8 protein-coding genes, 2 tRNA genes and 3 rRNA genes are annotated in these 15,867 nt (G+C 43.7%); 4 read left to right on the forward strand and 9 right to left on the reverse strand.

Annotated elements, in window-relative coordinates; translation table 11 throughout:
* The first annotated feature begins 7 nt into the window (after positions 1-7).
* Together PDL71_RS15140 and PDL71_RS15145 are read left to right on the forward strand one after the other, a co-directional pair.
* On the forward strand, positions 8-820 hold the full coding sequence (locus tag PDL71_RS15140; RefSeq protein WP_407522549.1) for an alpha/beta fold hydrolase: 813 nt from the start codon (positions 8-10) through the stop codon (positions 818-820).
* Positions 817-3,465 (forward strand): PKD domain-containing protein, encoded by a 2,649-nt coding sequence (locus tag PDL71_RS15145; protein WP_407522551.1) that lies wholly within the window; start codon positions 817-819, stop codon positions 3,463-3,465. The genes PDL71_RS15140 and PDL71_RS15145 overlap by 4 nt, the downstream gene beginning before the upstream one ends.
* A gap of 420 nt (positions 3,466-3,885) precedes the next feature.
* Here PDL71_RS15145 and rrf read toward each other — a convergent pair.
* The 7 genes from rrf to PDL71_RS15180 all read right to left on the reverse strand — a co-directional run bounded on the left by rrf (position 3,886) and on the right by PDL71_RS15180 (position 11,485).
* A 5S ribosomal RNA gene (rrf, locus tag PDL71_RS15150) occupies positions 3,886-3,997 on the reverse strand.
* Positions 3,998-4,072: 75 nt separating this feature from the next.
* Positions 4,073-6,952 (reverse strand): 23S ribosomal RNA (locus PDL71_RS15155).
* A 157-nt stretch (positions 6,953-7,109) separates the two neighbouring features.
* Positions 7,110-7,183, reverse strand: a tRNA-Ala gene (locus PDL71_RS15160).
* Between the two features lie 14 nt (positions 7,184-7,197).
* A tRNA-Ile gene (locus PDL71_RS15165) sits at positions 7,198-7,271 on the reverse strand.
* Positions 7,272-7,378: 107 nt separating this feature from the next.
* Positions 7,379-8,910, reverse strand: a 16S ribosomal RNA gene (locus PDL71_RS15170).
* Together the 16S, 23S and 5S rRNA genes with 2 tRNA genes alongside form the textbook arrangement of a ribosomal RNA operon.
* 427 nt (positions 8,911-9,337) lie before the next feature.
* Positions 9,338-10,084: a tRNA pseudouridine(38-40) synthase TruA gene (truA, locus tag PDL71_RS15175; RefSeq protein WP_407522553.1), complete on the reverse strand. Its 747-nt coding sequence runs from the start codon at positions 10,082-10,084 to the stop codon at positions 9,338-9,340.
* Between the two features lie 3 nt (positions 10,085-10,087).
* Entirely contained in the window at positions 10,088-11,485 is a 1,398-nt protein-coding gene (locus PDL71_RS15180; protein WP_407522555.1) for a hypothetical protein, read from the reverse strand.
* Between the two features lie 111 nt (positions 11,486-11,596).
* On the opposite strand from PDL71_RS15180, the gene PDL71_RS15185 reads away from it, so the two are divergent.
* Complete coding sequence (locus PDL71_RS15185; RefSeq protein WP_407522557.1) at positions 11,597-14,089, forward strand: M1 family aminopeptidase; 2,493 nt, start codon at positions 11,597-11,599, stop codon at positions 14,087-14,089.
* A gap of 105 nt (positions 14,090-14,194) precedes the next feature.
* Positions 14,195-14,524, forward strand: a complete 330-nt coding sequence (locus PDL71_RS15190; RefSeq protein ID WP_407522559.1) for a hypothetical protein — start codon at positions 14,195-14,197, stop codon at positions 14,522-14,524.
* A 55-nt stretch (positions 14,525-14,579) separates the two neighbouring features.
* Here the strand turns inward: PDL71_RS15190 and PDL71_RS15195 are convergent, their stop codons facing one another.
* A complete protein-coding gene (locus tag PDL71_RS15195) occupies positions 14,580-15,392 on the reverse strand; it encodes a TPM domain-containing protein (RefSeq protein WP_407522561.1) in 813 nt (270 codons plus the stop codon).
* Positions 15,393-15,403: 11 nt separating this feature from the next.
* A complete protein-coding gene (locus PDL71_RS15200; protein ID WP_407522563.1) occupies positions 15,404-15,865 on the reverse strand; it encodes a TPM domain-containing protein in 462 nt (153 codons plus the stop codon).
* Between the last annotated feature and the right edge of the window lie 2 nt (positions 15,866-15,867).

Genomic DNA, 15,867 nt, shown 5'->3' on the forward strand with positions numbered 1-15,867 from the left:
CAACGCTATGCAGGAAATGATTTCTTATAAAATCTATGGAGCAGGTGCACCGGTTCTGCTCATTCATGGTTTTGGAGAAGACAGCCGGATCTGGAACCATCAGATTGATTTTCTGAAAACTTCCTGTCAACTTATTGTACCGGATTTGAGAGGAAGCGGTGCATCAGCTGCATTACCTCCGCCTGGGTCAATTGAACAAATGGCGGAAGACATATTGCAAATACTGAATGAAGAAAGAACAGAAGTTTGTACAGTAATTGGTCACTCCATGGGTGGTTATATCGCCTTGGCCCTGATGGAAAAATATCCGCATCGCTTTCATGCCTTAGGCTTAATACATTCCACCGCCTATGCTGATAACGAAGAAAAAAAGCAGGCACGTTTAAAGAGTATAGAATTCATTCAGCAAAACAGCGCCTATGAGTTTATAAAAGCCACAATCCCTAATTTGTTTGCTGACAAATTCAAACAGGAACATACAGGGCTGGTAGCTGAACTAATTGAACAGGGACGTCAATTTTCAAAAGAAGTTTTAATTGGCTATTACACGGCTATGATTAACAGACCTGCAAGAACGACATTGTTACAGCAAACAAATAAGCCGGTCCTTTTTTTCATTGGTAGCGAAGATAAAGCAGTGAATCCTGCAGATGCGCTGCAACAGGCATCACTGCCCGCAATAACCATGATTAAATATATAGAAGAGATTGCTCATATGGGCATGTGGGAAGCAACATCTGTTCTCAACCGGACTTTGGAAGAATTTTTGCAGTTGGTGCAACAAATCAATCGTCCAACAGCTCTAAGCAATAGCAAATGAAAAAACTGCTGGTATTTATTCTGTTAACGATAGCGTGTTTACACGTAACTGCCGGGCATATATCCGGTGGTGAAATGTATTACCGCTATATCGGCCCCGGTTCCGGAACAAACAGAATTTATGAAGTCACACTTCGTTTGTTTCGTGATTGCAATCCCCAGCAAAATTCAGGCCCCGTTGGATTAGCTGAGTTGCCGAATGTAGTTTCATTAGGTGTATTTATAAATGGTTCAAACGCCACCTTTATTGCCGGCAGAAATGTTAACAGAACCAGCAGACAAGATATTCAATTACAAAATCCATTCACCTGCATTCAAAATCCGCCAACTGTTTGTTACCAGATAGGGCTGTATACAACTCAGTTTGAACTTCCATTAAATGCAACAGGTTATACGATAGCATTTCAATCCTGCTGCCGGTTAAATGGGCTTTCAAATGCTGGGCCATCACAAGGCGCCACTTATACAGCTAATATACCCGGAACAGATGTGCTGGGTAATGAAACAAATTCAAGCCCGGTGTTTGATGTAAAGGATACGATACTGGTATGCCGCAATAAAAAATTTGATTTGCCATTCTCTGCATCAGATCCTGACCCGATAGATTCATTAAGCTTCAGTTTCTGCGAAGCCTATCCCAGCGTAGGTATTACAAATGCAGAAATTACCCCACCCTTTGCACCACCTTATGGCTCTCTTGGCTATATAGGAAGTTATAATGGCTCTAACCCGATGGGCCCGCAAGTAAGCATTAACACAAAAACAGGCATCATCTCAGGTATTGCACCTTCAGGAGGTGTTATTAATCCCAGCGGTGCTTCATTTTGGGTTGTGAGTGTGTGTATTACTGAATGGCGGCGTGGTAAAGCAATTTCAATTCATAGAAAAGATTTTATCCTCCGCATTTCCGATTGTGATTTTGCAGATGCAGAACTACCGGTTGATAATCGTACCTGTGATGGCTTTACTTATACATTCAACAATCTTACAAACAGCAACCAGGTAAAAACATGGAGTTGGGATTTTGGAGTAGCCGGTGTATTGAATGACACTTCTAATCAATCAGCTCCCACTTTCACTTTTACAGATACAGGTTTATACAAAGTTCGCCTCATAGTTAACCGTGGTGAAGTATGTACTGATACTGCCTACTCCGATATTTATGTATTTCCTGGTTTTACCCCCGATTTTCAATATTACAATGGTTGTAAAAATGTACCCATTCAATTCAGGGATGCAACAACATCTGCTTATGGTACACCCAATTATTGGTTTTGGGATTTCGGAGTAAACGGTATTTTTTCAGATACTTCAATTATCCGTAATCCGCTTTATGCTTATACACAAAACGGAACTTACCGTGTGAAATTATTAGTAGGCAGCAGTAAAGGTTGTTTAGATACAATTTCGCATCAGCTCACTATCAGCGATAAACCCCCGCTTCAGCTTACGAATGACACGCTCATTTGTTCTATTGATACACTCCGGCTGAATGCAGTTGGAGTGGGAACGTTCAGTTGGTCGCCTAACTATAATATCAACAATCTTACCATCAATAATCCATTGGTAAGTCCAGATATTCCAACCACCTATTATGTTACTCTTACACTGGCCCCTGGCTGTTTTAATACTGACTCTGTAAAAGTGGATGTTAAAGACGTAGTAACCATATTGCCTATGAGCGATACCACAATTTGTCGTGGCGATCCGGTTACATTAAGACCTGTAAGTGATGGTTTGTATTATAGCTGGAGTCCCCCGGCATTATTTGCAGATCCCAATATTAAAAATGCTGTTGCAACTCCTGTTGCTGCATCTACAACTTTCACTGTCATTTCCAGGATTGGAAAATGCAATAATAGCACAACAGTTACCGTTAGAACAGTTCCATATCCTGTTGTGAATGCTGGCCCCGACCCTACTATTTGTTTTAAAGACACAGCACTGCTCACAGGAAGCGGAAATGCGAGTAGTTGGCTTTGGTCACCGGCTCGGTTCGTAAACAACCCCACAGCCACCACAACATTTGCTTTTCCACTGGCAACAACTAATTTCATTTTAAGAGGAACAGATACACTTGGTTGTCCGAAACCGGTGTTTGATACAGTTCGGGTAATTGTAATTCCTCCTGTAAAAGCATTTGCCGGAAATGATACGGCAGTTGTAATAGGTCAGCCTTTGCAATTCAGCGGCAGTGGGGCAACATTTTATCAATGGTCACCACCTGCTTTTTTGAATAATGCAGATATAGCAAATCCGGTTGCAGTATTTAATAGTTCAGTGGAACGGTTTAGTTATATCATGAAAGCCACTACTCCTGAAGGCTGTTTCGGATTTGATACCGTTAACATCCGAATCTTTAAGACAGCACCTGACATTTTTGTACCAACAGCCTTTACACCGGATGCAAACAATTTGAATGATGTATTTCGACCCATTGCAGTAGGCATCTCTAAATTTGATTACTTCCGTGTCTTTAATCGCTGGGGAAATTTATTATACACTTCACCAACAGTTAAAGATGGGTGGGATGGCACCTACAAAGGAATTCCGCAGGCACCGGATACTTATGTATGGATGGTAAGTGGTACAGATTTTACCGGAAAGAAAGTGGTCAAAAAAGGAACAGTACAGTTAATTAGATGATGCTACATACTATAATAAAGACATCATTCAGATACCAATTTTATCAATAAAGATTCTCGAAATAGTAACATAGTAATTTTAAAGAAAGAAACACATAAATCTGATTCGTGTCAATCAGTGCATCTCGTGGCAAATCAAACCACAATACTAATTCAATTAAAAAACACAATAGTTACAAGTTTGTAATCCCAATTCATCAGGAACATAAATTCCTTTCAGTTCATCACTGTACTCCATTTACATCAATAGGATTCACTAAAGACAGAACTTTTGAGGCATATAACCTCAATCCCTTTGAAAACAAAACAATCAAAACAGCATCAGGTAATTTGTATGATGAATTTGTATCGTCGCCTGCAGGTTAATTGTGGTGACATATGTACAAAAAAAAGCCCCGACATAAATGTCAGGGCTCAATAAATATGGCAGCTACCTACTCTCCCGCATTGTTGTGCAGTACCATCGGCCATGAAGGGCTTAACTTCTCTGTTCGGTATGGGAAGAGGTGAACACCTTCGGCAAAACCACCATAAAATCTTCACTGTTATTCACAGCATAAATAAGATCATATTGGGAAAAGTTGTAATCAAATGAAAGACGATAAAAAAAATTAAAGCTTACGGGCAATTAGTACTACTCGACTTTACTGTTACCAGTTTTACATCTGTAGCCTATCAACGTCATCGTCTTTGACAGCCCTTAAAAGTAAACTCATCTTGTGGAAGGTTTCACGCTTAGATGCTTTCAGCGTTTATCCTGTCCGTACATAGCTACTCTGCACTGCACCTGGCGGCACAACAGATACACCAGCGGTACGTACGACCCGGTCCTCTCGTACTAAGGTCATGTCCACTCAATTTACTAGCGCCCACCACAGATAGGGACCGAACTGTCTTGCGACGTTCTGAACCCAGTTCACGTGCCACTTTAATCGGCGAACAGCCGAACCCTTGGGACCTTCTCCAGCCCCAGGATGTGACGAACCGACATCGAGGTGCCAAACCTCCCCGTCGATATGAGCTCTTGGGGGAGATCAGCCTGTTATCCCCGGAGTACCTTTTATCCTTTGAGCGACGGCCCTTCCATGCAGAACCGCCGGATCACTTTAGCCAGCTTTCGCTCCTGCTCGGCTTGTGTGCCTCACAGTCAAGCACCCTTATACTAATGCGCTCTACGTACGATTACCAACCGTACTGAGGGTACCTTTGCGAGCCTCCGTTACTTTTTAGGAGGCGACCACCCCAGTCAAACTACCCACCATGCACTGTTTCCCGTAAGGGATTAGATTCTAAATCAAAGAAGGTTGGTATTTCAACGACCGCTCCACACTACCTGGCGGCAATGCTTCAAAGCGTCCCAACTATTCTACACATCCGTAATTCAAAATCAATGCAAAGTTGTAGTGAAGGTTCACGGGGTCTTTCCGTCCCGTGGCGGGTAACCGGCATCTTCACCGATACTACAATTTCACCGGGCTCGTGGAGGAGACAGTGTTCAACTCATTAGACCATTCGTGCAGGTCGGAACTTACCCGACAAGGAATTTCGCTACCTTAGGACCGTTATAGTTACGGCCGCCGTTTACTGGGGCTTCAGTCAGAAGCTTTGGCTTGCGCCGAACATCCTTCCTTAACCTTCCAGCACCGGGCAGGTATCAGGCTCTATACGTCATCTTTCGATTTTGCAGGGCCCTGTGTTTTTGCTAAACAGTTGGTTGAACCATTTTACTGAGACCTACCGAAGTAGGTACGCTTTATCCCGAAGTTACAGCGTCAATTTGCCTAGTTCCTTCTCCACGGCTCACCCGAGCGCCTTAGAATATTCATCCCGTCCACCTGTGTCGGATTACGGTACGGGTTGCTTTTGCCTAGCCTTAGAGGTTTTTCTCGGAGGTTTGATTAGGAACACTATCCACGCCGCCGAAGCATTGTGGTACTATCACGTTCGACATTCTCTGCGGATTTACCTGCAAAAAATATATCTACACGCTTTAACCATCTATTCCGTAAGATGGCGGTTCTTTCACTACCCCGTTACCCCATCGAAACAAAAGCAAGTGTTGGAATATTAACCAACTTTCCATCGACTACCCCTTTCGGGTTTGCCTAAGGACCCGACTAACCCTGATCCGATTAACGTTGATCAGGAAACCTTGGACTTACGGCGAAGTAGTTTTTCACTACTTTTATCGCTACTCATACCTACATTTTCTTTTGAAATCGCTCCAGCATCCATCACCAGACACCTTCGCAGCAGATTTCAATGCTCCCCTACCAATTAACTACATGGTAGTAATTTTAGAACTTCGGTTCGTAGTTTGATGCCCGATCATTTTCCGTGCGGGACCTCTCGACCAGTGAGCTGTTACGCACTCTTTAAATGAATTGCTGCTTCCAAGCAAACATCCTGGCTGTTATAGAAGTCCTACCTCGTTTGTTCAACTTAACTACGTATTAGGGACCTTAGTTGCTAATCTGGGTTATTTCCCTCTCGGCCACGGACCTTAGCGCCCGCAGCCTCACTCCCGGAGATATGTGTAAGCATTCGGAGTTTGTCAGGGTTTGGTAGGCGGTGAAGCCCCCTAGCCCAATCAGTAGCTCTACCTCTTACACACTTCTTATATCCGAGGCTGTTCCTAAAAACATTTCGGGGAGAACGAGCTATCTCTCAGTTTGATTGGCCTTTCACCCCTATCCACAGGTCATCCCATAACTTTTCAACGTTAATGAGTTCGGACCTCCAGAGAGTGTTACCCCTCCTTCATCCTGCCCATGGATAGATCACAAAGTTTCGCGTCTACCCCCACTGACTAAGCGCCCTGTTCGGACTCGCTTTCGCTTCGGCTCCGTTACTAAAGAACTTAACCTCGCCAGTGAGGAGTAACTCGTAGGTTCATTATGCAAAAGGCACGCCGTCATCCATTGCTGGACTCCGACCGCTTGTAAGCGTACGGTTTCAGGTACTATTTCACTCCCCTGTTTCGGGGTTCTTTTCACCTTTCCCTTACGGTACTGGTTCACTATCGGTGTCTGAGGAGTATTTAGCCTTATCGGATGGTGCCGACAGATTCAGGCAGGATTCCTCCGGTCCCGCCGTACTCAGGATACTGCTCGTCCCTCTCAATTTCTACCTACAGGACTATCACCTGCTATGGTTCAACTTTCCAGAAGATTCAGTTTGATGAGAGCTTCTAAATGCAGTCCTACAACCCTCAAGCGGCACGCCGCTTAAGTTTGGGCTCTTCCCGTTTCGCTCGCCACTACTCAGGGAATCATTGTTATTTTCTTTTCCTCTCCCTACTTAGATGTTTCAGTTCAGGAGGTTGGCTTCCTTTCGGATAACACACCTTCAGTGTGCTGGGTTGTCCCATTCGGAAATCTTCGGATATAACGCTTGTGTGCAGCTCCCCGAAGCTTATCGCAGCTTACCACGTCCTTCATCGCCTCTCAGACCCAAGGCATCCACCATACGCCCTTATTCGCTTTAAAAGAGTTATTATACTAATCGCCTTTCAATTACAATTACAACTTGTTTTATCCCAATATGTCAAAGAACTTATAAATACATTGCTGTATCTAATAAGCTGATGTCTTGATTACGAATCAACAGACCTATAAGTCAACATCAAATAAAGAACTTTAATTGTGGAGGATATCGGAGTCGAACCGATGACCCCCTGCGTGCAAGGCAGGTGCTCTAGCCAACTGAGCTAACCCCCCTCCTGAAGTTTTAGTAGACCCGCCCAGATTTGAACTGGGGACCTCTACATTATCAGTGTAGCGCTCTAACCAACTGAGCTACGGATCTATTTAATTAGCCAATTAGCCATTTAATCCGCAACTGGCCGAACACTAAAAATATAAGAACTTAAATCTTGAAAGTGGAAAAGCAACAGCAGTAAACAGCATGCTCTAAAAGGAGGTATTCCAGCCGCACCTTCCGGTACGGCTACCTTGTTACGACTTAACCCCAGTCACTAGTTTTACCCTAGGCGGCTCCTTGCGGTTACCGACTTTAGGTACACCCAGCTTCCATGGTTTGACGGGCGGTGTGTGCAAGGTCCGGGAACGTATTCACCGTATCATTGCTGATATACGATTACTAGTGATTCCAGCTTCATGGAGTCGAGTTGCAGACTCCAATCTGAACTGAGAGAAGGTTTTTGGGATTAGCTCCTTATCGCTAAGTGGCAGCCCTTTGTCCTTCCCATTGTAGCACGTGTGTAGCCCTGGGCATAAAGGCCATGATGACTTGACATCATCCCCTCCTTCCTCACGTCTTACGACGGCAGTTTCTTTAGAGTTCCCAGCATTACCTGATGGCAACTAAAGATAGGGGTTGCGCTCGTTGCGGGACTTAACCCAACACCTCACGGCACGAGCTGACGACAGCCATGCAGCACCTTACTGGCAGTGTATTGCTACAAAGATGGCTTTCACCATCGATCTCCCAGCATTCTAGCCCAGGTAAGGTTCCTCGCGTATCATCGAATTAAACCACATGCTCCACCACTTGTGCGGACCCCCGCCAATTCCTTTGAGTTTCAACCTTGCGGTCGTACTTCCCAGGTGGATTACTTAATGCTTTCGCTTAGACACTAACTGTAATATCGCTAATGTCGAGTAATCATCGTTTAGGGCGTGGACTACCAGGGTATCTAATCCTGTTTGATCCCCACGCTTTCGTGCCTCAGCGTCAATATTCCCGTAGTAAGCTGCCTTCGCAATGGGTGTTCTATGTCATATCTAAGCATTTCACCGCTACATGACATATTCCGCTTACCTCCAGAAAATTCAAGACTTGCAGTATCAATGGCAGTTCCCAAGTTAAGCTCGGGGATTTCACCACTGACTTACAAACCCGCCTACGCACCCTTTAAACCCAGTGAATCCGGATAACGCTTGCACCCTCCGTATTACCGCGGCTGCTGGCACGGAGTTAGCCGGTGCTTATTCCTCTGGTACCGTCAGGCCCGATGGAAATCGGGGGTTTCGTCCCAGAGAAAAGAAGTTTACAATCCAGAGGACCTTCATCCTCCACGCGGCATGGCTGGTTCAGACTTGCGTCCATTGACCAATATTCCTTACTGCTGCCTCCCGTAGGAGTCGGGCCCGTGTCTCAGTGCCCGTGTGGCTGATCATGCTCTCACATCAGCTACTGATCGCAGGCTTGGTGGGCCGTTACCCCGCCAACTACCTAATCAGACGCACGCCCATCTCTTACCGCCGGAGCTTTAATATTAAAGTGATGCCACTTCAATATGTTATGGAGTATTAATCCACCTTTCGGTGGGCTATCTTCCAGTTAGAGGGAGGTTGCGTACGTGTTCCGCACCCGTTTGCCGGTCGCCAGCGTCTGTATTGCTACAAACCTGCTGCCCCACGACTTGCATGTATTAAGCCTGCCGCTAGCGTTCATCCTGAGCCAGGATCAAACTCTCCATTGTAAATGTTGTTTGATACTGACATTGTTAACTTTGAAATTAACGTGTCGTTTATCGAATTTTGTTACGCTTGTTTACCCGTTCTAAAATCATTTAAAACGTTGCTGTTGCTTCCAATCTTTCAAAGAACTTTTTGCTTTTTTCGTGACCCGTTTTTTGAACGGAGTGCAAAGGTAAGGGGATTTACATTTCAACCAACTTTTTCTGAAACTTTTTTTTCAAATTTTTTTCATCCGATTTTTTAAAAAAGAATGAAATTTCATTGGAGAATTCACCTTAAAACCCTTTCGAAGAACTACCGCTTTTTTCATTTGCGGGTTGCAAAGATAAGGGCGTACAGAAACACAAACCAAACTTTTTAAAAAGTTATTTTTTCACGAATTCTATAACTCAATGCTGTATTAGGTTTGCGCCGAAAAAATTTTTCAAATTATTTTGAAAACTGTGCATCGGGGTAGTTCACTTTGCACAAAAACAGCCCTTTTGCAGGTGCTGAAAAATCAGCAGAGGCCTGCTTAGGATCTGTGAAAAGCCGCTGAAAATCAGTGATTGACCTGTTGCCACGTGCCACCTGCATCATGCTGGAAACCAGGGCACGCACCATTCCACGCACGAAACGGTTGGCTTTTACATTATAGACTAACATCTCCTGCTCCTGTATCCAGTAGCTCTCCATTATTGTACAATCAAATGTTTTAACCTGCGTATTCTGGCGGGAGAAGGAAAGAAAATGTGTATTGGACTTTATGATTGCTGCCGTTTGATGGAGTAGTTCCAGATCCAGTTTATACGGGAAAAACCAGGCACGGTCTTCCAGGAAGGGGTTCTTTTCAAAATAAATATAGTATTTGTATTCCCGGCTGGTGGCATTAAAACGACTATGAGCTTCTGGCGCAACCTGTTTCACTGACCTAAGCACAATATCACCCGGTAAAATTGCATTGATGTTATAGAGATGCTTTTCTAAGACCTCCCCATCCCAATCAAAATGAAAGTAATTCTGTAAGGCATGTACACCTGCATCTGTACGGGAGGAACCTGTAAGTTCTACTTCTTTCCTGTAAAAAACCTGAAATGCTTTCTGTACTTCTGATTGAACCGTTACAGCATTTTCCTGCACCTGGAAACCACTGTACCGTTCACCCTTATAAGCAAGTTCAAGAAAATAACGTGGCATGTGTTATTGATTAGGCAGGAGTGCCTGGAAACGTTTCCTGTAATAATCGTCTGTAATCGTATCACCCAAAGATTTAAAAGAACCAAAGTCTGACACAAAAGGCAAGGCAGCATCATAAAAACGGTAGCGCCATTCATCAGTTAGAAACAATACCGCCAGATTCTTTAGCTGTGTCGTAGAGAAACACTTAGTCTTAAATACTTTTTTTGCCTCGCTTACCATGGCCTCTTCTTTTGATTGTGCAGCCATGCGTTTGCGAAGCTTCATAAAATCATCTTCCCCTGCATTATCTTTGCAATTACTGTTCGGTATGGCAGCAGGTTTTGTTTCTGTAACTGGATCAGCTACGGGTTTTGTAACCTGTAACGCAGGTGCTGATGGTTCTGTTTTGGGTTGCTCTTTCACAACGAGCGGTGTATCAACTGTTTGCTTTATTTCTTCTTTCTTTTCTTCGGTTTTTGGCAGTACCTGTTGCTGAACAGGAACAATCGTATCTTTTTTGATTTCTGTAACCGGCTCCTCTTTTACTTCGGTTTGCACGAACGAACTATCCGCAGCAATAAAAATCCTGATGGTATCTTTTCGCCCATTCGTTTCCGTTACTTCAAACACACAATCCACTCCTTCCCTGCTTTCAAATTTGCGGATCTGTTGTACCGGCGTTTTTGAAGGGGCTGTCCACACAGGCTCTTGCTGAACCGGTTCCTGCACTTTTACAACCGTATCTTTTACACCCGGATTCATTGGTGTAATTGTTTGCTGCAAAGGAGTATCCACCTTTTGAATTTTTTCCTGCACAGGTGGAGTGGTTACGACATCTGGCTTTGATTCTGTAACAACAGGTTTGGGTGTATCCTGTTTTATTTCTGTTTTTACCGGTGCTGTTACCAACTTAGGTGTATCAGGTTTGGGTTCCTGTTTTTTTACAGTAACATTCTTAACCGTTGTATCCTGTGTTACATTGGAAAGCATGTTTGCAAAAGGATCATCAGCCGGCTTGGTTGCCGGCGTTGTACTGTTGCCTTGAACTACGGCTGCCGGCGAGGCGGCATATACCACGGCAGCTGTTTGCAAATCAAATAAGCCCCAACCCTTTTCACCAAAGTTTTTGATGAGATATCCTTTTTCTGTTTTATCAACGTTTATCTGAAAGGGTTGTTCCGGTTGTTTTGATTGAGGAAAGCCTACTATGATTTCTACAGACCCTTCTTTCAATTTACTGAGAATCAGATAACCACTGGAAGTGGAACTGATGATTTTACTGTTATAGCGAATGTAGAACGGCTGGTTATTATCTGACTGCAGGTATAAAAAATGATTGAGTTGTGCCACAAGACTACCGGAACTGAGAACGAGCATCACCACCAATAATCCAATAAGTTTACCCTTGTATCTACGCATGTGACAAAGCTAATTTTTTTTACCAATCCTTTTAAAAAACCTTTTGTCAAAATAAATGACAATGAAACCTCCTGCCGCTATCTTTACAAACTCAAAAAAAGTAATTCCATTATGAACAAACAACTTCTATTGCTTACAGCCCTGCTCTTTTTAGTGTTTGTAAGTTTTGCCCAGGATGGTGAAATACAAGACACCAGCTGGAAAAAAATATACCGTGCCACACCTGAAAAAAAGCACAGCCTGATCCACACCAGACTGGAAGCCGGTTTTGATATTCCCAATGCTTATTTAAACGGGAAAGCATGGCTTACCCTCAAACCCCATTTTTATGCCAGCAATGAGCTGGAACTGGATGCCAAGGGAATGGATATTAATGAAGTAGCCATTGTAAAAGGAAGCACCCGCTCCAAATTGAAATATGATTATGACGGGCTGACACTGAAAATTTCACTCGATAAAACCTACAAAGGCGGCGAATCTTTTACTGTATATATTGATTACAAGGCCAAGCCCAATGAATACAAAGCCAAGGGCAGTGCGGCCATCAGCGATGCAAAAGGATTGTACTTCATTAATCCCAAGGGTGAAGAAAAAGACAAGCCCACACAAATATGGACCCAGGGCGAAACAGAAGGCACCAGCGTTTGGATTCCTACCATTGACCGCCCCAATCAAAAAACCACGCAGGAGTTTTATTTAACCGTGCCTGCCAAATGGGTAACGCTGAGCAATGGAAAACTCATGAGCCAGAAACCCAACAGCAACGGTACCCGTACAGATTACTGGAAAATGGACCTGCCACATGCCCCTTACCTGTTTTTTATGGGAGCAGGTGATTTTGCCGTGGTAAAAGATACCTGGAAAGGCAAAGATGTCTGGTATTATGTAGATAAGGAATATGCCTCTGTTGCGAAAAAGATATTCGGTCACACACCCGAGATGATGACCTTCTTTTCTAAAATCACCGGTGTTGAATACCCTTGGGTGAAGTACGGCCAGATGACGGCTCATGATTATGTAAGTGGCGCTATGGAAAATACCACCGCTACCCTGCACCAGGAAGGTGCCCAGCAGGATGCCAGAGAATTAGTAGACGGAAACGGATGGGAAGGCACCATTGCCCACGAACTGTTTCACCAATGGTTTGGTGATTATGTGACTACTGAAAGCTGGAGCAACTTAACATTGAACGAATCATTTGCCAACTATAGTGAATTACTTTGGGATGAATACAAGTACGGCAAAGACAAAGCAGCCTTTACACATTACCAGGCCATGAATGGTTATTTACAAAGTGGCAGCGAAAAGAAAGACCTGGTTCGCTTTTATTATGCTGATAAAGAAGACATGTTTGATGCGGTGAGCTACAACAAAGGTGGCCGCATCTTACACATGCTCCGCAATTATGTGGGCGACAGCGCTTTCTTTAAATCATTGAATCTGTATTTAACAACCAACAAATACAAAGCTGCAGAAGCACATCAGCTGCGTTTGGCGTTTGAAGAAGTTACCGGTAAGGATCTGAACTGGTTCTGGAATCAATGGTATTTCGGAAGTGGTCATCCGGCGCTGGACATTAATTATAGTTATGATGCAGCTACTCAAAAAGCAAAAGTGATTGTAAAGCAAACACAGAAAGACAAAATCTTTATCCTGCCGGTTGCCATTGATATTTACAATGGTGCTTCCAAAACACGTCATACCGTTTGGGTAGAAAATGCAGTTGACAGTTTTGAATTTGCCAGCAGCACCCAACCTGATCTCATCAATTTTGATGGTGACAAAGTGTTACTATGCACCAAGAAAGAAAACAAAACAATTGACAACTACATTCACCAGTATAAACATGCAGGTTTGTATCTCGACAGAAGAGAAGCAGTTGATTTTGTATCGAAGAAGTTAGATGATGCCAAAGCAATTGAACTGATCAAACAGGCTTTGGCTGATCCGTTTGACCGTATCCGCAATCTTGCTATCCAACGTATTGATGTAAAGAAAGTGAAACTGATGGAAGCGGTGGAGCCCATGGTAGCTGCCATTGCCCAAAAAGATCCTTCCCGTATTACCCGCAGCATTGCCGTAGATAAACTGGCTGAAACCAAGAAAGCTGCATACAAAGAATTGTACAGTTCATTACTCAACGATTCTTCTTACACCCTGAGTGGTTCTGCTTTGAATGCGCTGGAGAAAGTTGATAATGCAGCAGCATTGGCAGAGGCCAAACGTTTGAGCAAAACCAATCCTAAAGGAACACTGAGCGAAGCCATCGGCAGTGTATTGATCAAGAGCGGTGATGAAACTGCGTTTGATGAAATCATTGCTGCTTACGGCAAAATGGGATTAACACAGGCGAAGTTTAATCTTACATCTTCCTTAGCTAATTTCTTAGGCTTGATTAAAGACACGGAGAAAGTAAAACGTGGTGTGGATGAGATTGTAAAATTCCGCAACTCTATACCTGAACAGTTTGGTGTAACACCTGTGATTGATAATATGCTCAAAACAATCATTGGTAAAAAAGAAGCGGCTAAGAAAGAACCCGGCGCTGATGTAAATGCCCTGCAGGCGCAGATTGATTATGTGAAAGGACAGTTGAAGAATTAAAGCATTAACAACCCTTTTGATGAAAAGCCGGTCAACAAAATTGACCGGCTTTTTCTATGTAGCATAACTTTATAACAGTAAAGCAAATACAAAAACCAAATGCAAATGCTCCGATCCGTATTCAAAGAACTATTTTCCAGAGAACTCCCCGATTGGTTCCGGGTTATGAATTTTGGTATGCTGCTGCTTGTGCTGTTATGGCCATTTGTACTTTTTATGACCATTGTTATGTTTGATCAACCCAATAGTGGCACCACCTTCAACTATGTTCTTTTTTTTATCATCAATGCCTATCCATTTTACTTATTACCGATTTTATACTACAATACGAAACTGTTCCAAAAAAACAGGCTGCTTGGTTCTGTTTTACCGGTAATGGTGGCATTGGCTGTTGCAGGTGCTTTTCTATTGATGCGATTGGATGCTTACCTGTAAAAAAGAAAACCCGTTCAATACTGAACGGGTTTTCTTTTTTATGATTGTTCATTGCTTACCAGCTTCCCCCGGCGCCGCCGCCACCAAAACTGCCGCCGCCAAATCCACCGAAGCCACCGCCTCCGCCGCCGCTCCAGCCACCACCACTTCCACCTCCGCCACCGGAGGGAAACCACCAGATGGGTGGTGAATTATCCCATCGGCGATAACCACGACGGCTCATCATACCACCACCGCCACGGCGGTTGATATTTGATAATATGATCATGATAACCACAAAGATGATAGCGGCCACAATGAGATTACCACCTTTTTTTCCTCCTCTTCGCTGACTGTAACCGGCAGGTGGTTTGTATTCACCTGCAGCAGCACGCATCAGATCGCTGGTGCCTTCATCCAACCCACGGTAAATATCATTAGCTTTAAAATTAGGGATGATGTCGTTATCAATAATCTGCTTTGCGGTGATATCAGGTATAGCTCCTTCTAATCCGTAACCCGTAGCAATCCACACCTGGCGTTTACCTCCATCCTTGGGTACGAGTACAACAATGATTAACCCATTATTGAATTCCTTGCCGCCTACGCCCCACTTGCGGCCCAGTGCAACCGCAAAGTCAGAAATATCATAATCACCAATGTCAGCTGTGGTAACAATTAATATTTGATTGGAAGTGCTGTCGTCATAGGCCACTAATTTTTTTTCGAGTGCTTCTTCCTGTGCTGTTGTAAGCAAATTCAACTTTTCGTCATCAATTACCAATCTTGGCGGATTGGGCGACTTTGGAAAATATTTCTCAACCCCTTCCTGCGCATATGCAAAAGAGGAAACAACAAAAAAAAGGATTATGATTTGTAATTTCTTCATTCAACTAAATATCATCTGCCAAACACAATATCATCAGGCAGTTCATTACGGTCTTCATTTTCGTAAGGGAAATGCGTTACCAATGCCTCCCCTATTTCTGTAATAACGGTTACGATTCCATCCGCAAAATGTTGTTTGGAAAACTCACCAAGAATTTTTTGTACTTCTTTATTCCAGAATGCTGTTCCCACTTTTTCGTGAATGCCTTTATCGCCATAGATGGCCAGCTGGTGATCTTTGGTAGCAATGTACAGCAGCACGCCATTGCGGTCTTCTGTCTGCTCCATTTTTAAACCATAAAAGATTTCCGCAGCACGGTCCACCGCATCTACATAACTGCAGCGGCTTTCTACAAACACCCTTATTTCACCGGAAGTGCGTTTTTCGGCTGCACGAATGGCGGCCACTATACGCTGCTCCTCTTCATCCGTAAAAAAAGGTTTGGCGGGAAAAAGTCGGGATAGAAAACTCATGA

It is taken from the genome of Lacibacter sp. MH-610, assembly GCF_045780045.1.
Lineage (GTDB): Bacteria > Bacteroidota > Bacteroidia > Chitinophagales > Chitinophagaceae > Lacibacter.

Bases quoted from the DNA above. Each gene is read 5' to 3' on its own strand.
- PDL71_RS15140 (WP_407522549.1), top strand. From the start codon at position 8: ATGCAGGAAATGATTTCTTATAAAATCTATGGAGCAGGTGCACCGGTT.
- PDL71_RS15145 (WP_407522551.1), top strand. From the start codon at position 817: ATGAAAAAACTGCTGGTATTTATTCTGTTAACGATAGCGTGTTTACAC.
- truA (WP_407522553.1), bottom strand. From the start codon at position 10,084: ATGCCACGTTATTTTCTTGAACTTGCTTATAAGGGTGAACGGTACAGT.
- PDL71_RS15180 (WP_407522555.1), bottom strand. From the start codon at position 11,485: ATGCGTAGATACAAGGGTAAACTTATTGGATTATTGGTGGTGATGCTC.
- PDL71_RS15185 (WP_407522557.1), top strand. From the start codon at position 11,597: ATGAACAAACAACTTCTATTGCTTACAGCCCTGCTCTTTTTAGTGTTT.
- PDL71_RS15190 (WP_407522559.1), top strand. From the start codon at position 14,195: ATGCTCCGATCCGTATTCAAAGAACTATTTTCCAGAGAACTCCCCGAT.
- PDL71_RS15195 (WP_407522561.1), bottom strand. From the start codon at position 15,392: ATGAAGAAATTACAAATCATAATCCTTTTTTTTGTTGTTTCCTCTTTT.
- PDL71_RS15200 (WP_407522563.1), bottom strand. From the start codon at position 15,865: ATGAGTTTTCTATCCCGACTTTTTCCCGCCAAACCTTTTTTTACGGAT.